This window comes from Nocardia rhamnosiphila NBRC 108938 (assembly GCF_000720425.1).
Lineage (GTDB): Bacteria > Actinomycetota > Actinomycetes > Mycobacteriales > Mycobacteriaceae > Nocardia > Nocardia rhamnosiphila.
This window is the reverse complement of the sequence record NZ_JOAJ01000001.1, coordinates 1,630,810-1,649,124: the sequence shown is the minus strand read 5'-3', so window position 1 is coordinate 1,649,124 and position 18,315 is coordinate 1,630,810. Positions and strand designations below refer to the sequence as shown.

12 protein-coding genes are annotated in these 18,315 nt (G+C 69.7%); 5 read left to right on the top strand and 7 right to left on the bottom strand.

Features of this window, described 5'->3' with window-relative positions; translation table 11 throughout:
* Positions 1-55 precede the first annotated feature (55 nt).
* Complete coding sequence (gene otsB / locus IG75_RS0107540; RefSeq protein ID WP_051714310.1) at positions 56-4,084, top strand: trehalose-phosphatase; 4,029 nt, start codon at positions 56-58, stop codon at positions 4,082-4,084.
* Here otsB and IG75_RS36140 read toward each other — a convergent pair.
* The 5 genes from IG75_RS36140 to IG75_RS0107515 form a co-directional block, all read right to left on the bottom strand.
* Positions 4,063-4,320 carry a DUF1918 domain-containing protein gene (locus IG75_RS36140; protein WP_036512272.1) on the bottom strand — a complete coding sequence of 86 codons (258 nt, stop codon included), beginning with the start codon at positions 4,318-4,320 and terminating at the stop codon, positions 4,063-4,065. The genes otsB and IG75_RS36140 overlap by 22 nt on opposite strands.
* A 200-nt stretch (positions 4,321-4,520) precedes the next feature.
* Entirely contained in the window at positions 4,521-5,546 is a 1,026-nt protein-coding gene (locus tag IG75_RS0107530) for a 1-phosphofructokinase family hexose kinase (RefSeq protein WP_051714309.1), read from the bottom strand.
* Complete coding sequence (locus tag IG75_RS0107525; protein WP_063045193.1) at positions 5,543-7,048, bottom strand: bifunctional aminoglycoside phosphotransferase/ATP-binding protein; 1,506 nt, start codon at positions 7,046-7,048, stop codon at positions 5,543-5,545. Before IG75_RS0107525 ends, IG75_RS0107530 begins: the two co-directional genes overlap by 4 nt.
* The gene (ppsA, locus tag IG75_RS0107520; RefSeq protein ID WP_030520433.1) at positions 7,045-9,339 is read right to left on the bottom strand and encodes a phosphoenolpyruvate synthase; all 2,295 of its coding nucleotides are present in this window, start codon (positions 9,337-9,339) and stop codon (positions 7,045-7,047) included. The genes IG75_RS0107525 and ppsA overlap by 4 nt, the downstream gene beginning before the upstream one ends.
* Positions 9,340-9,369: 30 nt before the next feature.
* On the bottom strand, positions 9,370-9,924 hold the full coding sequence (locus IG75_RS0107515; protein ID WP_030520432.1) for a flavodoxin domain-containing protein: 555 nt from the start codon (positions 9,922-9,924) through the stop codon (positions 9,370-9,372).
* 292 nt (positions 9,925-10,216) lie between these two features.
* Here IG75_RS0107515 and IG75_RS0107510 point away from each other — a divergent pair, with 292 nt between their 5' ends.
* Positions 10,217-11,197 (top strand): Acg family FMN-binding oxidoreductase, encoded by a 981-nt coding sequence (locus IG75_RS0107510; RefSeq protein ID WP_030520431.1) that lies wholly within the window; start codon positions 10,217-10,219, stop codon positions 11,195-11,197.
* Positions 11,198-11,529: 332 nt separating this feature from the next.
* Here the strand turns inward: IG75_RS0107510 and IG75_RS0107505 are convergent, their stop codons facing one another.
* A complete protein-coding gene (locus IG75_RS0107505) occupies positions 11,530-12,417 on the bottom strand; it encodes a universal stress protein (protein WP_030520430.1) in 888 nt (295 codons plus the stop codon).
* A 337-nt stretch (positions 12,418-12,754) separates the two neighbouring features.
* Here IG75_RS0107505 and IG75_RS0107500 point away from each other — a divergent pair, with 337 nt between their 5' ends.
* The 3 genes from IG75_RS0107500 (at position 12,755) to IG75_RS0107490 (ending at position 16,910) form a co-directional block, all read left to right on the top strand.
* Positions 12,755-14,179, top strand: coding sequence for a wax ester/triacylglycerol synthase domain-containing protein (locus tag IG75_RS0107500; RefSeq protein WP_063834096.1), 1,425 nt, complete (start codon positions 12,755-12,757; stop codon positions 14,177-14,179).
* Positions 14,176-15,564 carry a wax ester/triacylglycerol synthase family O-acyltransferase gene (locus tag IG75_RS0107495; protein WP_063834095.1) on the top strand — a complete coding sequence of 463 codons (1,389 nt, stop codon included), beginning with the start codon at positions 14,176-14,178 and terminating at the stop codon, positions 15,562-15,564. Before IG75_RS0107500 ends, IG75_RS0107495 begins: the two co-directional genes overlap by 4 nt.
* Positions 15,565-15,806: 242 nt before the next feature.
* The gene (locus IG75_RS0107490) at positions 15,807-16,910 is read left to right on the top strand and encodes a GGDEF domain-containing protein (RefSeq protein ID WP_162183778.1); all 1,104 of its coding nucleotides are present in this window, start codon (positions 15,807-15,809) and stop codon (positions 16,908-16,910) included.
* Between the two features lie 91 nt (positions 16,911-17,001).
* Here the strand turns inward: IG75_RS0107490 and IG75_RS0107485 are convergent, their stop codons facing one another.
* The gene (locus tag IG75_RS0107485; RefSeq protein ID WP_051714307.1) at positions 17,002-17,988 is read right to left on the bottom strand and encodes an ABC transporter substrate-binding protein; all 987 of its coding nucleotides are present in this window, start codon (positions 17,986-17,988) and stop codon (positions 17,002-17,004) included.
* Positions 17,989-18,315 lie beyond the last annotated feature (327 nt).

The window sequence follows — 18,315 nt, the reverse complement described above, 5'->3', positions numbered from 1 at the left end:
AAGGAGCGGACCTTTGCCCCTGTCGGCCGGGCGCCGGGTCGTTCACACTCGATTCGTGGCTCACAGTGCTGCCGCGCCGCGGATCGATACGCGCCGCCACGACGCGGTCATCTTCGATATGGATGGGGTGGTGACCGACAGCGCCTCGACACACGCCGCGGCGTGGGCCGAACTGTTCGACGCCTTCCTCGCCGCCCGGCCGGCCGCCCCCGGACAGGACCGGTCACCGTTCACCGAGGCCGACTATCTGAAGTACGTGGACGGTAAGCCCCGCTATCGCGGTGTCACCGATTTTCTCGCCTCCCGCAATATCCGGCTGCCCTGGGGCGGACCGGCCGATCCCGAATCGGCCGAGACCGTATGCGGTGTGGGTAACCGCAAGGACCACCTGTTCCGCGAGCGTATCGCGCGCGACGGTGTCGTGGCGTTCGATTCCACCGTCGCGCTGGTTCGCCGTCTCCGCTCCGAAGGCATCCGGACCGCCGTGTTCACCGCCAGCCGCAATTGCGAGCAGGTGCTCGCCGCGGCCGGTCTCGCCCACCTCTTCGAGGTTCGGGTCGACGGGTTGGACGCGGAAAAACTCGGCCTTCCCGGGAAGCCGGATCCGGCCGTGCTGCGCGAAACCGCGGCGCGTCTGCACAGTGCGCCGGGCCGGGTCGTCGTGGTGGAGGACGCCGAAGCCGGTGTGGCGGCGGGCCGCCGCGGGGGTTTCGGACTGGTCGTGGGTATCGACCGGGCAGGTAACCGGGACAGACTGCTGTCCGCGGGGGCCGATACGGTGGTCGACGACGCCGCGCGGATCGGTGTGCGCGGCGGGTTCCGGCGGGTCGGTGAGGTCCCCGATGTTTTCGAGTACTGGCCGCGGTTCGCGGATCTGCTGGAGACCGAGAAACCCGCTGTGTTGATGGATTTCGACGGCACACTGGCCGAGATCGTCACCGACCCGGCCGCCGCCGAGATGGTGGAGGGCGTGGCCGCGACCCTCGCGGAGCTGGCCGCGCGGTGCCCGGTTGCCGTGCTCAGTGGCCGCGGGCTCGACGATCTGCGGGCGCGAATGCCCGTTCCCGGTATCTGGCTCGCGGGCAGCCATGGTGTCGAACTGATGGCACCGGACGGCACCCGCCACCTGCCCGGCGCACTACCCGGCACCGAGGCCGACCTGGCTCGTGCCGCCGCGGATCTGCGGGTGCGGCTCGGCGATATCGCGGGGGTCACTGTCGAGCACAAACGGTTCGCCGTGGCCGTGCACTTCCGGGCGGCGACGGACGCCGACGCTGCCGAGGTGATCGCCCTCGCCGGCGCCGCCGGGCGCGCCCGCGGTCTGCGGGTGACCTCGGGACGCAAGGTGATCGAGTTGCGGCCGGATGTGGACTGGGACAAAGGTGACGCGTTGCGCTGGATCCTGGAACGGATCGACGGACCGGTGGTCCCGTTGTACCTCGGTGACGATATGACCGATGAGGACGCCTTCGACGTCGTCGGGCCGGACGGGGTCGCCGTCGTGGTGCGGGCCGCGGAGAACACCGGCCGATACACCTCCGCCCACTTCTCGGTGGACGGCCCCCGCCGGGTCGCGGATCTGCTCGCCCGGTGCGTGCGGTTGATCGGCACCCGTCCGGCCGCGGCGGAATCGGAGACGTGGTCGTTCCCCTACGACGGCTACGACCCGGAACAGGAAAAGCTCCGAGAGGCGCTCTGCACCGTCGGCAATGGCTATTTCGCTGTGCGCGGGGCGGCCCCGGAGAGCCGGGCGGGACCTTGTCACTACCCCGGCACCTATGTGGCCGGGATCTACAACCGGCTCCGGGATCGGGTGAACGGCCGAACCGTCGACAACGAGAGCATGGTCAACCTGCCGAACTGGCTGCCGGTGAGATTCCGGATCGCCGACGGTGACTGGTTCGATGTCGATACCGCCGACCTGCTGGACTACCGGCAGCGTCTGGATCTGCGCCGCGCCGAACTGATCCGGTGGTTCCGGTTCCGGGACGGCGCGGGCCGTATCACCCGGATCGAGCAGCGGCGATTCGCGGCGATGCACCGTCCGCACCTGGGGGCCCTCGTCACGACTGTGACAGCCGAGAACTGGTCGGGGGCGCTCCAGCTGCGCTCGATGATCGACGGGGAGGTGAGCAACAGCCTGGTCGAACGCTACCGGGCCCTGTCCGGAGTACATCTGGACGCGGTGCGAACCGCCCGGTTGTCCGAGACGGCCGTACTTCTCTCGGCACGCACCGGCGACTCGCAGATCCCGCTGGCCGTGGCGATCCGTGACCTGCTGCGGGGTGCGCCCGCGAGGGCTGTGGAGGTGCGGGAACGCAGCCGTATCGGTCACGAGTACGGCGTCGAGATCGGAGAGGGCGGCTCGGTAACCCTGGAAAAGACGGCAGCGGTGTGCACAGGCCGGGACCGCGCCTCGTCCGGTCCCGCGGACCAGGCCGGACGCATGCTGGCGGCGGCGCCGGATTACGCGGCACTCTTCGCCGGCCACACCCGGGCCTGGGAGCGGATCTGGGGGAGGATGCGGATAGATCTCGACGACGATGCGGGGTCGGTGCGTGTGCTGCGGCTGCACCTGCTGCATCTGATCCAGACCTTGTCGCCGAACACCGTGGAACTGGACGTGGGTGTACCGGCCCGAGGGCTGCACGGCGAGGCCTATCGCGGTCACGTCTTCTGGGACGAACTGTTCGTTTTCCCGGTGCTGAACCCGCGTATCCCGGCGCTGACCCGCTCGCTGTTGCGCTACCGGCATCGGCGGCTCCCGGAGGCGCGCCGGGCGGCCGCGGCGGCCGGCGTGCCGGGTGCGATGTTTCCCTGGCAGTCCGGTGGCGACGGACGTGAGGAGAGTCAGCAACTGCACCTCAACCCGCTCTCGGGCCGATGGAACCCGGATCCGAGCCGCCGGGCGCACCATATCGGCGCAGCCGTCGCCTACACGGTGTGGCAGTACTACCAGGCCACCGGCGATCTCGAATTCCTCGCCGATCACGGCGCCGAGCTGCTCGTGGAGATCGCCCGGTTCTGGTCCGGGCTGGCCGATTACGATCCCCGGCGGGGGCGGTATGTGCTCTGCGGTGTCATCGGTCCCGACGAATTCCACACGGGCTATCCGCACGCTCCCATGGCCGGCGTCGACAACAACGCCTACACCAACGTCATGGCCGCCTGGACCATCACCTGCGCGCTCGAAGCCCTCGATACGCTCGCCCCGCGGGTCCGCGCCGAACTACTGGAGCGGCTCGGGGTCGGTCCGGGAGAGCCGGCCCGGTGGCGCGAGGTCGCCCATCGGATGTACGTGCCGTTCCACGACGGCGTGATCAGCCAGTTCGATGGCTACGAGCGGCTACGGGAACTCGACTGGGAGCACTACCGGCGCCGCTACGGCAACATTCAGCGGCTGGACCGGATACTGGAGGCCGAAGGCGACGATATCGGCCGCTATCGCGCGGGCAAACAGGCCGATGTGCTCATGCTCTTCTACCTGTTCTCCGCCGACGAACTCCGCGAACTGTTCACCCGCGCGGGCTACGAGCTGCCGGGGGAGATGATCCCGCGGACGATCGACTACTACACGGCACGGACCTCGCACGGCTCCACGCTGAGCGCCCTGGTGCATTCGTGGGTTCTCGCCCGGGCCCACCGCGATCGGGCCATGGAGTTCTTCGAGCAGGTGGTCCGTTCGGATGTTGCCGATATCCAGGGTGGGACCACCGGCGAGGGTATCCATCTGGCCGCAATGGCGGGCAGCGTCGATTTGCTGCAGCGCTGTTTCACCGGTCTGGAGATACGTCGCGACCAGCTCATCTTCTGCCCGTACTGGCCGAAAACCATGGGCACCCTATCTTTTCCGATGATGTATCGAGGCCACCGGCTGATCGTGCGCGTCGACGGCCGCCGAGTCGAGATCGGGTCGGAGCCGGGGAACGCGCCGCCGATCGAGGTGGTCTGCCGCGACCGGCCGGTGCGGCTCGAGCCCGGGGAGACGGTCCGGCTGGTCGATCGTCCGCCCGCCGGATCGCCGTATCCGAAGCGGGGGCAGGGAACTGCGACAGGTCGTCCTCAGGAGCCCGGCGCCGGGTAGTGCCTCGACGAGAAGTGATGCGCCACGACTTCCTCTTGCCCACGCAGTTCCGCGCTGGTGACCACTCGCGAGTCCGGTCCCGGAAAGGTGAGCGCGCGATTGCCGGTGTCTGCCCAGTGCACCAGATAGGGCGGGCCGCCGTCGGCGCCGTGTATCTCCTCGATCAAACCGCGCCGCACCGTCCCCCCGACCGCGTGTCCTTCGACGATCAGCCAATCCCCGGGTGCGGCTCGCATGGATCGACGACCTCCTCGCACTGGATCCGATCGCTGACGCGGCAGCCGAGCGACGACGCTGCGGGCGATCCGCCGGCCGACCTGCCGAAGTGCTTTCAGCTTCCGCCCGGCACGGAATGGCCGGGAGGCCCGATCGTCATCGACCGCGGGGCACTAGGTCCTCCGTCGAACGCGCTGGATGGGATCGGGTGGTCGCGGACCTACCTGTCGTGACCGGCTCCCACATCCGTATCGGGTCGATCGGCGCCCGCCGGGTCCGCCCGGTGCACGACACTGCGGACCCGCCGGACGAGCTCGTCGACGGTTGCGGGTTCGAAAACATCGGTACCCGGCAGCGATACCGTGGCGGCCGCCGCCGCGACACCGAACTCACAGGCGCGCAGGCAACCGTCGCCGCGGATGGTGCGATAGGTGAGGGCGGCCACGAGACTGTCGCCGGCGCAGGCGTCGCTGCGTGCCCGGCCGGGCAGCGGTGGCGCGGAGATCTGGTAATCGACGCCGGGTTCGGAATACACGGCCCCGAGCGCGCCCACGGTGGTCACGGCGTGCCTCGTCGCGCCGGATTCGAGCAGCCGGTGATTCGCCCGCCGGGCGTCGTCGAAGGATCGGATGGGCGAGCCGATCAACCCGGCGGCCTCCTTGCGGTCCAGCCGGATGAGGAATACGTCCTCGCCGGGTAACCGGCGCAGCTGCCCGCCCGTCACATCGATGAGTACCGGGATCCGGGCTTGGCGGGCCTGGCGGACCACGGTCGCCGTGAAATCGTCGGGGAGGCCCGGTGGGACACTGCCGGTGACCACGAGCGCCGCGCTGCCGGGTAGCCCGGCCCGGATCGCGGCGAGCACACCGGCCGTTTCCTGCTCCGTGATCGTCGCACCCGGCGGGACGATGTGGTAGCTGTGCCCGGTCCCTGTTTCGGCGACGACGAAGGCTTCCCGCGTTCCGCCTCCGACCGGTACCCGGCGCCTGTCCATGCCCTCGTCCGCGAGCAGATGGTCCAGCCGCAGCCCGGTATCGCCGCCGGAAACGTACAGGGCGGTGGCCGTACCCCCGAGCCGCCGGATACAGCGCGCCACATTGATACCGCCGCCGCCCGCGCGGACGGAGCGGACCCGCGCCCGGTTCTTGCCCTCCGCGATCAGCTCGTCCACTTCCAGGCATATGTCGACGGTCGGGTTCAACGTCACCGTGAGGATCCGTACCGCTCCGTCCGATGTGCAGCTCACGGCCGACTCCGGTGGTGCCCGCTGTCGTGCCACCGGCGCAACGCCTCGGCCGCGACGAGATCCGGCGATTGCCTGGTGTCGAGCACGACGGCGTCGGGCCAGGGTGCGGCGGTCGTGGAAATGGCATGCGCTATCGGCGGGGTGGCGTCGGATTCGCCGCGGGGCCGGTCGTGCAGCCGGTGGTCGGCGATGTCGCGAGGACATTCGCACCGTAGCTGCACCGGCTCGGCGCCGAGCGTGGTGGCGAGTTCGCGGGCCCGGCGCCGCTCGTCGGCGGCGGGCCAGCCGGCGTCCAGTACGACCGGTACTCCCATCTGTAACAGCGGGCGGGCCCGCTCCAGCAATTCGGTGTACACCCGGTGTCTGCTCTCCGGTGTGTACGCTCCGGCGTCGTAGGCGCCGGCTGCCCCGGCTATCTCGCCCGCGCGCATCAGTTCCCGGCGTATCGGATCGCTCGAGAGCAGATGCGCGCCGGTCGCTTTCGCGAGCTGTTCGGCGACCGTGGTCTTGCCCGTGCCGGGGAGCCCGCCGACCAGTGCGAGCCGGATCGCGCCGTACTCCAGGTGCTGTTCGACCAGCGTCAGGTGTCGCCCGGCCCGGTCTCGTGCCGCACGGTCGCCCTGGCCGTAGCGGATCACATCGACCTTCGCCCGCACCGCCGCACGATAGGCCCGATAGTGATGGTCCAGCGACGACGGTGCCTGGTCACCGCCGAGTTGCCGGTAGTCGGTGAGCAGGCGGGCCGCGTACCCGTGGTGGCCGAGGAATTCGAGATCCATCGCCAGGAAGGCGATATCGTCAAGACGGTCGATATAACGGAGCTCGTCGTCGAAATCCAAGCAGTCCAGGATCCGGAACCCGTCGGGTAGGTCGAAGATGTCCTCGGCGAGCAGATCGCCATGCCCGTCCACCAGCCACCCGTCCGCGATCCGCTGGGCGAACAGTCGATCCCGGCCGCGAACGTAGTCCAACGCGCGTTCCTCGATCGCGGCGAGGCGGGCGGGATCGACGACCGCGGTGGGCTGTCCGTGCAGTGGGCCGAGAACGCTCCGCCAGCGGTCGCGCAGGGCCGCGCCCGTCCCGGCGCGATCGATATCCGGGCCCCGCAGGGCACTCTCGTGGAACGCCACGAGAGTGGCGACCAGCGCGCGCAGATCGTGCACCGGACGGCCGGTCTCGGCGAGCAGAGTGGACAACCGGCGGCTGTCCGGCATCCGGCGCATGACCAGTACCGGTTCGTCCGCGCCGCCGATCGGATCGGTGAGATGCGCGAGACCGAGGTAGACGTCCGGGGCGAGCCGCCGATTGAGTTCGAGTTCGCGCCGGCACGCCCGTTCCCGGTCCTGCGGCGTGGCGAAGTTCAGGAAATCGGTGGCGATCGGTTTCTTGACCTTGTACGCGCGGTCGCCGACCAGGACGACCACACCGGTGTGCGTTTCCCGTAACTCGGCCGCCTCGATGCGGGTCACCGGCTCGGCGGAGTCGGTCGGTGAGAGGGTCACCGGGGGGCCGCCGCGGACCGCGCGTGGTCGAGCAGCAGACGGCGTTCGGCGGCGGCAACCGCGCGGCGGGCCGCGGGAACGGCGTCGGGCGTCACCGACACCGAGGTGATCCCCATCCGCACCAGGTGCTCGGTGAACTCCGGACGATTCGACGGCGCCTGGCCACACAGCGAGGAAGTGATGCCCGCGCCGCGGGCGGTCGTGACGATCTGTGCGATCGCGTCGAGTACGGCCGGATCGGATTCGTCGAACAGCTCGCTGCACTGTTCGGAGTCCCGGTCGACGCCGAGCATGAGCTGCGTGAGATCGTTGCTGCCGATGGAGACGCCGTCGATGCCGAGCCCGGCGTACTCCGGAAGCCAGTACATCACCGACGGTACTTCGGCCATCACCCAGCGATGCAGATGACGCTGACTCCCGAGCGGACTCGAATCGATCAGCTCCAGGCAGGACTCGAGTTCCCAGCGGGTACGGACGAACGGGATCATCAGGTGCAGGTTCGGTGACTGCTCGCGTACGCGCGCCAGCGCCGACAGCTCGAGCCGGAACACCTCGGGATCGCGGATGTAGCGGTAGCAGCCGCGGTAGCCGATCATCGGGTTGTTCTCGCGGGGCTCGTAGCGGTCACCTCCGGCCAGCCCGCGGAACTCGTTGCTGCGGAAATCACTGGCCCGGTACACCACCGGCCGGGGCCGGAAAGCGGTCGCTATGCGGTGCAGTGTTTCCGACAGGCGGGCCACGAACCGCTCCTGCTCGCCGTGGGCGATCAGATCACGTGGGTGCCGGTTGTCCAGAGCCCGGGTCAGCAGGGTTTCCGCGCGGAGTAATCCGACGCCGTCGACATCGGTCGCGGCGATGCGTTCGGTGGTTTCGGGAAGCGCGAGGTTGACGTACACCCGAGTGGCGGTCGGTTCCGCTCCCACCGTCGCGGCGGCGTCCGGCTCACGAGCCATGGTTTTCACACCTCCACCCGCGGCCGCGGCACGGATCTCGCCGGTGGCACCGTCGACCGTGACCACCGCGTGATCGGTGAGCGTCGTGGTGGCGGTGCGCGCGCCGACGACACAGGGTATGCCGAGTTCCCGCGCGACGATGGCGGCGTGGCAGGTCATACCGCCGCTATCGGTGACCACGGCGGCGGCGCGGCTCAATGTGGGCAGCCAGTCCGGGTTCGTCATCGGCGCGACCAGGATCTCGCCGTCGCGCAGTGTGTCGCCCCGGGCAGGGGAATCGAGGACCCGGACAGGTCCGGTGGCCGAGCCGGGAGCCGCCGCGAGCCCGCGGACCAGGATTCCGGAACCCTCCGGTGTACCGCCGGTGTCGCCGGCGCGCCGCCCGGGCAGGGTCGTGATCGGCCGAGCCTGCACCAGCCACAACCGCTCGGTGTCGAAGACCCACTCCACATCCTGTGGTGTGCCGTGGTGATGTTCCTGGACGGCCAGAGCCATTCGTGCGACAGCGACGGCCTCGGATTCGCGCAGGACAGGTGCGGCGGTGTCGGCCGCGGACAGCGCGACCCGCCGGTCACCGTCGGCGTCGGCCACCACGGCGTACTCCTGGTGGCCCCCGCGAGTGCTCAGCAGCGTCGGCCCGGCGGCGTCGAGCAGGTAGGTATCGGGTTCAGTGGCGCCGGAAACCACCACCTCCCCTTGGCCGCGCGCGGCCTCCACCACGACGCGGTCCTCGCGGCCGGTGGCCGGGTCGGCGGTGAAGGCGACTCCGGACACCCGCGCGGTCACCATTTCCTGCACCACCACGGCCATTTGCGGACGGTCGGTGATCTTGCGCCGCGCCCGGTAGGCCAGCACGCGCGGGGTGAAGAGGGAGGCCCAGCATTCGATCACCGCGTCCAGCAGCTTCTCCTCACCGCGCACGTTGGTCAGGGTCGCGTTCATGCCCGCGAAGGAGGCGGTCGCACTGTCCTCCCCGACCGCGGAGGAACGCACAGCGACCGGGGTATCCGTGCCGAGTGCCCGATATTCCGAGCCGATGACCTCGCGTACCGAAGGCTCGAGGGCGGTGTCGTGGATCAGTTCGCGCATCGCGCGGCACCGTTTCGCCAGTTCGGGCCCGTCGGTGACCGCGTCGAGCGCCGCGGCGTGCAGACGGTCCAATTCGGCACCGTGGCGGCCGTGGGTGATCACGTGTTCGTAGCAGGCACGCAGGATGACGAAACCGGGCGGAACCGGCAGCCGCGCCGCCACGAGTTCGCCGAGGTTGGCTCCCTTGCCCCCTGCTTCCGCCACATCGCCGATGCCTAGATGAGCGATAGGTGCAACATATCGGCCCATGGGTGCTCCTCCGGGGTGCGCAGCGATGTCTCAGGGATGAATGACGGTGACGCGGGCGCGGGGCAGGCCGAGCGAGTCACCGAGGGCCGTGGACCAGGCGATGATCGCGGGCCAGTCGCGCAAATCGCCGTAGCGTCCGCCCCCCATGAGCCGGTAGAGGGCACGGGCCTTGAACGACACCCCCGCGCGTTCGTAGTGCCCGGCGAACGCCCGGTAGTCCCGGGCGGCGACCTCCTTGCACAGTGCGCTGATCTTCGGCGGGACCAGCCTGCCCAGCCGGCGGCCGAGGGGGCCGCGCAGGGCCGGGCCGAGGCCCACCCCGAACAGCCGGAGGTCGGTGGTGGCGAGCTGGTCGCGGTGATGGCGTAGATAGTCGGCGGCCGCCGGGAGGAAGTCCATGTCGTGGATGGCGCTGCCCAGGATCACGGTGTCGAACCGGGACGGGTCGGGCGCGTGGTCGATATCGTGCAGTTCGACTTCGGCGCTGCGCTCCTCGAGATCGGCCGCGACGTATTCGGCGATATCACGGGTGGAACCCTCTTCGGTGGCATAGAGGACTGCGATATGCGGGCGCTTCGGTGTCATGTCCTCAGGGTCCAACGAGTCGCGGTACGGGAGGAGGGTCCTGATACCCCCGCCGCCGGGACCATGGACCCGAGCGCGGGCCGGGGCTCGCGCCGGGCCTACGGCACGAGCCTGTGGAGGTACTGCCGGAGGACACTTCGACAGGTGACCTTCGCCTGTCTCGGCGCGCTCGGGCGGCCGCGAAGCTGAGAGGCGAACACCTGCCCGCGACCACCCCGAGGGCCGGGGTGTGTAGGCGCCGCAGCTTTCTCCGGGCCGAGGGCGCGGACCGATTCGAAAGTGAGGACCTGTTATGACCGGGATCCACCCCGACGCCGAGGCCGTCCGCGCCGCCCTCGCGCTGGCCGTTCGCGCCCCGTCGGTGCACAATACGCAACCTTGGCAGTGGCGGGTGGGTGACCGGACAGTGCACTTGTACGCCGACGAGAGCCGGCGGCTGGCCTGCGCGGATCCGGACGGGCGCGACGAGATCCTCAGTTGCGGGGCCGCGCTGCACCATTTCCGGGTCGCGGCCAGGTCTCTGGGGTGGCGGACGATCGTGCACCGCATTCCGAATCCCGCGGATCCGGCGCATCTGGCCGCGATCGAGTTCGCCCGCGTGACGCCGACCGCGGAGGACGAGGAACTGGCCCGTGCGATCAACCGCAGGCATACCGATCGCCGACGGGTTTCGTCGTGGGAGACTCCGCCCGCCGATCTGGCCACGCTACTGGCCGCGGGTACCGAGGAGGGCGCCGAGGTGCGGGAGATCACTACCGGCCCGGGGCGCTCCACCCTGATGTCGGCATTCACCCGGGCGGCCGGACAGCATCGCCGCGACCCGTCGTACCGGGCCGAGCTGTCGATGTGGAGCGGGCGGCACGCGTCGGCCGACGGCGTACCCGCGCGCAATGCGGTACCGGTCGCGGACGACGATCCGTTCACCCGGGAATTCGCGGAAGCCACCCTCAGCGAATCCGGGGTGCAGGAGATGACCCAGGGCGGCAGTCTCCTCCTGATCCACACCCCTGCCGACGATCGTCTGTCCCGCCTGCGGGCAGGTGAAACCGGCAGCGCTGTACTGCTCGCGGCGACCGTGCTCGGCATGGCGACCTGCCCCATGAGCGAGGCCCTGGAACTGCCGGATACCCGGGCGGCGGTACAGGGCGAGGTACTCGACGGTATCGGGTTCCCACAACTGATCATTCGCGTCGGCTGGGCGGAAGTCGCCGCCGGCGCCGTGCCCGTCTCGCCCCGCCGCCCGCTCGCGGAAGTGGTCGACCGGCTGCGGTAACACCTTTCGTCGGCGGCCGGGGGTGACCCGGGCCGACCGGCTCGAGCACGCAGCGATCTATGAGCGAGCCGAGATCCTGACCCCGAGCAGGCCGAACGTCTGGTTCGTACGTCGCTGCGCGGCTTCGACACCGACGAGCAGATCGCCGAACTCGGTGCCGACGAGGAACTACGCAGCACGCTGGAACTGGATTCGATAGATTTCCTGACCTTCGTCGAACGCCTTTCCGCCGGCTCCCGGCGTATCGAGGAAAGCGATTATCCGAGGCTGGCCACGATCCGGTCGTGTGTCGATTTCCTGACCGGGTCGGGCTGAGCCGGCGTCGGGTGCGCTCATCGGGGACGGCAGATGAGCACCGGGCACCTCGAATGACGGAGCAGGAACATGACGGTCGGCCCGGGTGCCGCCGACGCACCGGTTGTGCGTCGGTCGGCGATGACCAGAAGTTGGGACGTGGCCGATCTGCGCGCCAGGACATGTGCGAGCGAACCGGAGACCGTGGTTTCGCTCGACCTGACCGCGGGATGTTCGCGGGCCATTCCCGCCGTCGAGCCGCCGATCCGGGACGGGGGTACCACCGCTGCGGCGCCGTACCGACCGCCCGGCATACCGCACCGAGGGCGTACCACCTCGAGGCCCGCGCCGAGGGCTTCCGCCAACTCGAACCCCTGGACCAGCGCCGGCAGTGTCGACTCACTGCCGTCGAACGCGGCGACCACCGGCCGCTCCCGCGGGATCGGATGGCCCGGCATACCCCGCCACACGGCCACCGGGGCGTATGCCCGTGCGACGACGCCCGTCGTCGTCGGGCCGGTTCGCCTCTCCCCGAACGCCGTCTGGGCACCCACCACCAGCATCCGGGCTCGGCGGCTGCGCTCCACGAGGACCACCGTGGCCGACCCGGTGGCGATTTCGGTGTCCGGCTCCGCGACGGCGGGTGCGGAGCAGCTGCCGATGATCAATGCGGTCCGGCGGACGACGACCGCCGCGTCCGGGTCCGGGATCGGGACCGGGTTCGCGAGGCGGCGCCCGTGGAACCACGGTCGCGCACCTGCGGCGTGCCGGTGTCCGGGAAGTGGAAGGACGTGTACCACCAGAAGCGGGGTGTGCAGTGCTCCGGCGATGTATGCGGCCCAGCGCGCGGCGTTCAACGACGCGGACGAGCCGTCGGTACCGAGGATCACCGGAGGTACCCGGTCGCCCTCGGGGCGTTCGTCCATGGCTAGGGAGTCGCTGGTACTCGACACGACTCGTGGTTGCCCGGTATACGCATGACGTCCTCCGAATACGTGGCCTCGAACTGTCCGGCTGCCCGATCGGGTGCACCGGTGAGACCAGCGTTCCCCTGACGCGGAACTGCGGGCAAGAGCCCGACGTCGGAGGTGCCGGGGCCGTAAGTCCTCCGGGCGACCGCGGGTCCGGGTCGTTGCGCGCGGTGCTCGTCACCCACTCGTCCGAATCGGTGACCTTTGCCTCTGCCGGCCGCGCGGTGACGGGAGCGACAGTAGGGAGGTCGACTCCGCAGGGATCGACTCCGATCGATGAAAGCGGCTGCGCATGGGCATTCGCGAGTCCCATATGACCCAGTCGGACCTGTTCACCTGGAGTATGGAACAGGATCCCGCGCTGCGGTCGACAATCGTCTCGGTCCTGGTCCTCGACTCGGAACCGGAGTGGGACCGGCTGGTGCGCGTCTTCGACCGGGGGACACGGGTCGCGCCCGGTTTCCGCCATGTACTGGCCGCGGCGCCGCTCGGGCTCACCCCGCCGCGCTGGCAGTACGACCCGAATTTCGATCTCTCCTGGCATCTCCGGCGTATCGCGCTGCCGCCACCGGCGGATCAGGCGGCCGTGCTCGAATTCGCCCGCAACGAGGTGATGACAGCGTTCGATCCGGTGCGACCGCTGTGGACCTTCACGCTGCTGTCGGGCCGGCCCGGCGGCGGAAGCGCGGCCGTGCTGAAAGTTCATCACAGCCTCACCGACGGCGTCGGCGGTATGCAGATCGCCACGGAAGTACTGGACTTCACCCGGGAGGGCACCGAACGCGGACCGGTGCGCGAACGGGAACCACATCGGGCGGCGCCGGTCGCCGATGTACTCGCGTGGAACTGGTCCGCCGGATGGGGGTTGGTGCGGGGTGGCGCCGCCGCGGTCGCCACCGCATCGGTGCGTGCCGCGGCCGATCCAGTGGGCGCCGTACGTGACGGTGCGGCGATGGTTTCCTCCCTGGCTCGCCTGGCCCGTCCGGTTACCGAGACCATGTCGCCGGTGATGATCGGACGTGGACTCGGCCGGCGGCTGACCGTGCTGGAAGTGCCATTCGCCCAGCTGGAGGAGCCCGCGGTTCGGGCGGGATGCACCGTCAACGACGTCTTTCTCACCGCGCTGTTGCTCGGATTGCGTTCCTACCATCGGCGTTACGACGTGTCGCTCACCCGGGTTCGGGTGACCGTGCCGATCAGTACCCGGACTGCCGAGGACCCGCCCGGCGGTAATCGCATCACCCTGGCCAGGTTCGCCGTTCCCGCCGACACCGACGATGTCGGGGAACTGATGTGGGCGGTGCGTGGCCTCGTGGAGCGTTGGCGCCGGGAACCGGCGATCCCCTGGTCCAACGCGGTGGCGGCGGTGTTCAACCGGCTTCCCGCCGGTGCCGTCGCGCAGATGCTCAGACATGTCGATTTCGTGGCCTCGGATGTTGCGGGCTCCCCGGTTCCGCTGTATCTGGCGGGCGCGGAGGTCGAGCGGATACACGCCTTCGGGCCGACCATCGGTACCGCGTTCAACGCGACGCTCATCTCCCACATGGGAACATGCGCGGTGGGGATCAACGCCGACACCGCGGCGGTGCCGGATCTACCGGAGTTCACCGAATGCCTGGCCTCCGGTTTCCGCAAGGTGGCTGCGTTCGCCCCGCAACCGAATCCGCGTCACGACGGGATGGTGGCACGCTCCGGAGAGCGTTCGGGCATATCGTGAACGAGCTACGGCCGCTCGATACCGGATTCATCGAGTTGGAGGACGCCGACCGGCGGATCAGTCTGGGCATCGCGGTGACAGCGGTGCTGGCCGGCCCGCCGCCGCGACACGAGGAGTTCGCGGCCCTGCTGAACACGCGAATTGCCGGAATGCCCCGGATGCGGCAGCGGGTGCGTCGCACCGTGCTCGACATGGCCGCACCGGAATGGGAAGACGACGCGGCTTTCGATCTGGGCCATCACCTGCGGTGGGTGGCAGTGCCGCGGCCGGGACGGGACAGAGCGTTGTGGGAGTTGGTGGCAGCCGAGATCGAGGAGCGACTCGACCGGGACCGTCCCCTGTGGGAGTGCGTGGCGGTGGAGGGTTTGGCCGATGATCGCTGGGCGGTGATCCTGAAGGCCCATCACAGTCTGGTGGACGGAATATCGGGGCTGGCCGTGTTCGAGACCCTCTGCGATGCGCTACCGGTGGACAATGGGCCGGCCCGCAGCACCGGCCGGGTACGGAAGCAGGCGGGAACCACGGGGTGGGCGAAGCTTCCCGCGGCGGTGTTCGGCGCCGTGCGCAGCCTCGTTCCGGTCGGTGCCGCGGTTCTCGAGCAGGGTCCGGTGTCGTCGCTGAACGGTCCGATCGGGCACCGGCGCCGGTTCACCGCGGTGCGCCTGTCGCTGCCGGTGGTTTCCGCTATCGGTGCCGCCTACCACGTGACCGTCAACGATGTCGTCCTGGCCGCGATCACCGCGGGATACCGGGACCTGTTGCTCGGGCGCGATGAGGAACCGGAGGCGCACCCGCTTCGGATTCTGGTTCCGGTCTCCATGCGTGCCGAACACGCGAAATATGTCATGGACAACCGGGTCTCGGCGGTGCTGCCCGATCTGCCGGTCGGCCGCGTCGACCCGGTCGACCGGCTACGCGCGATCCATATGACCATGAAAGCGCACAAGTCGGGCGGTGCGCCGCGTGCCGAACACCTCGTTCTCGGGTTGGCGCGCGGGCTACCGTTCGCTGCCGTGGCGTGGACGCTGCGGCTCGCGGCCCGGTTTCCCCAGCACGGGATCGCGGGGCTGGCGACCAATGTGCCCGGTCCCCGGCACCCGCTCACCCTGCAGGGCCGGCCGGTGCTGGAACTGTTGCCCGCGGTGCCGATCGCCCTGCGCCTACGGACCGCGATCGCGATCCTCAGCTATCACGATCACCTGGTGTTCGGCATCACCGGCGACTACGACTCCACTCCCGATATCGACGTGCTCGCGACAGGAATCCGTGGTGCAGTGCGGGAACTCGCCGAGCGGGCCGGTTGCGGTGGGGAGGCGGTCGGCCGTCCGGACCGGACGCCGTCCCGTCCATCAGTACCCGGGCCCCGGTCGCCGGATATGCGGTGAGCGGGCACAGTGCCGGGACTCTCGGGTCGGGTCCGGCCCCTGGGTAGCCGGGGAGCCGGAGCCGCCGGCTGCCGATGCGCCGGCCGACTCGCGTGCCACACCTCGATGTCTCTGCTCCGGCCGTTCCGGCCCGGGGAATAATGTCCGGTCTGGACTGCCCGGACCGGCCGGTTGGATTTCCGGAAATCCGGGAGTCGGTACGGGCTACGGTGGGCAACGCGGTCGGGACCAAGGGTGAGTCGATGAATGACAGCAAGACACTGCGGGCCTGGTGGAACGACCCGGTCGATTACGGCTGGCTGGTGCGCACGCTGGCGGCGCGATCGGCGCTGGGTCCGCTGAAAGTCCTGATCGGCGTCGCGGGCGCGGCGATCGCGGTGATGGGCGCCGTGATCGCGGGCACGCCGGTGGGGCCGGCCGGTGATCCCGGCATCGCCTCGACGGTCGGGGTGCTGTGCGGGACGCTGTGGGCGCTGCGCTGGTGGTTGCTGTCCTGGCCGAGCAAGACCGAATCGCTGGCGCTGATCGGCGGCGCGGATGTGCTGTTCACGATGGAGTTCCTCCAGGTCCCGGATCGGCTGTTCGGGGCGATGGGCGCGGTGCTGCTCGTGGTCACCGGCAGTTACCTGGGCTTCTTCCACAGTGCGCGGGCCCTGGCAGCGCATTCGGCGTGGTCGTTGCTGTCGGTGATCGTGTTCTCGGTGCGGATCGCCCTCGGGGGCGGCGATATCCGGTTGGCCTGCGCGGTCGGCCTGCTGCTGTTCGTCTCGGTGGTCAGCGCGCTACCCGCGTTGCAGATCCTCTACTGGCTGTTGCGCACCGAATCGCTGTCGGACCCGCTGACCGAACTGCTGAACCGCCGGGGTCTGGAGATCCGGCTGCCGCTGCTGGTCGACCGGTTTCCCGCGATCTGCGTCATGAGCTTCGATCTCGACCGGTTCAAGAGCGTGAACGACACCTGGGGGCATCGTGTCGGCGATACCGTCCTGGTACGGACGGCCCGGCGGTTACACACCGCCGCGGGGGAGACGGCGGTGGTGGCGCGCACCGGTGGCGAGGAGTTCGTGGTGGCCGCGCCGATGGACGCGGCGGCCGCGCGCGCCGAGGCCGAACGTCTGCGCCGTGCGGTCGCCGACCCACCGGAGACCGCGGTGGAGGTCACCGCGAGTGTGGGTGTCGCGGTCTTCGACGCGGCGGCCTGTCCCGGGTGTCCGCGCCCGACCCCGGATCGGCTGCTGCAATCCGCCGACGCCGCCATGTATCGCGCCAAACAATCCGGTGGGAACCTGGTGGTGGTCGACGAACTCACCCCACCGCGAGACCATCACCACCCGGCTCGCGGGTGACTGGCGTGCGAGGCGATCGCCGCCGTGGCGCGTACGGTCCGGGCGCGGATGCGTGCCACCCGGCGTCGCGAGAGCCGGCCCATGCGGGTGATCAGCGCTGGAACATCCCCTGCCATGTCTGCTGGTAACGGGTGACGGCGTCCGGGGTGAGGGCGGCGGTATCGGGGAAGGGGACGTCCTGGGCTCGTGCCACGGCGCCCTCGATATCGGGCAGGGCGGCGGCATAGCCGGTCGACAGCGCCGTCTGCCCGTCTCGGGTGACGAGGAAATCGGCGAGCACCTGTGCGGCGTTCGGGTGCGGAGCCGAGGCCAGGACATGGCTGTACCATGGTGTGCCCCAGGCGGGGCCAGGGAGTTTCCAGTCGACCGGTGCCCCGGCGGCCTGCTCGCGTACCAGCGGTTGCACCATCGGTGTCGCCACGATCTCCCCGGAGTTCAACGCCTGCGCCACACCGAGCGCGCTCGGATAGATGCGCGGCTGCTGCGCGGCCAGTTTCTCGGTGAAGTCGGGATCCCAATTGCGGTCGAAGAACTGATACTGGTCCACCACCGCGGCGAATCCGCTCGGGTTGGTCACGCCGATCCGGCCGCGTAGTGCGGGATCCAGTAGATCCGCCGGTGTCGCCAGGCCCCGCGGCAACGCGGTGGTGTTCCAGCCCAGCCCGAAGACCGCGGCACTGGTCAGGAAGAACCGGTCACCACGGACGCTGCGCTCCCGGCCGTAGGCCGGGTCGGCGAAGGACGGGCCGACCGGTTCCACGGAGTATGTGCCGGATTCGGCCGCGGTGGCCGTCCAGACCGGATCGGAGGTCATATGCACATCGGCGGTTCCGCGCCCGGTCCGGTGCTCGGTCTCGACCCGGGGATTGATCTCCACATCGGTGCCGCGGGTGAACTCCAGGGTGATGCGCGGGTACTTCCGCTCGAACGCTGTTTTCAGCTTCGCCAGGTTGTCCGGGTGCTGGGTCGAGTAGAGGTGGACGCTGCCCTCGGCCTCGGCGGCTGCCACCACCTCCGCCCACTCGCCGGATACCGGCAGATTCGCCGACGGCGCGGAGCCGCCGCAGGCCGTGCTCATCGCCGCGACAGCCGCGACGAAGCCGAGAACGAGAGTTCGTCGAGAAAGCGCGGGCACCGAGACCTCCAGGAACCAAACTGATATTAGTTCAATAACTTAGAAGGCCGGGAAAGTGCTGTCAATCACTTCGCGGGGCGGTAGCGCGGGATGCGCTGCTACCGGCGCCGGCCGCGCCCGCCCTGATATGGGCGGCTTCGGTCTCGCCACGGCCGGACATACCGGGCTCGCCGTGGCGTTGGCCCTGCCTACCCTCCACGCACTGGTAGTGGTCTCGTGGATCGGCCGGAGCCGGTGGGACCGGGCGGAAGCCTACCGCTGAACTGCCCG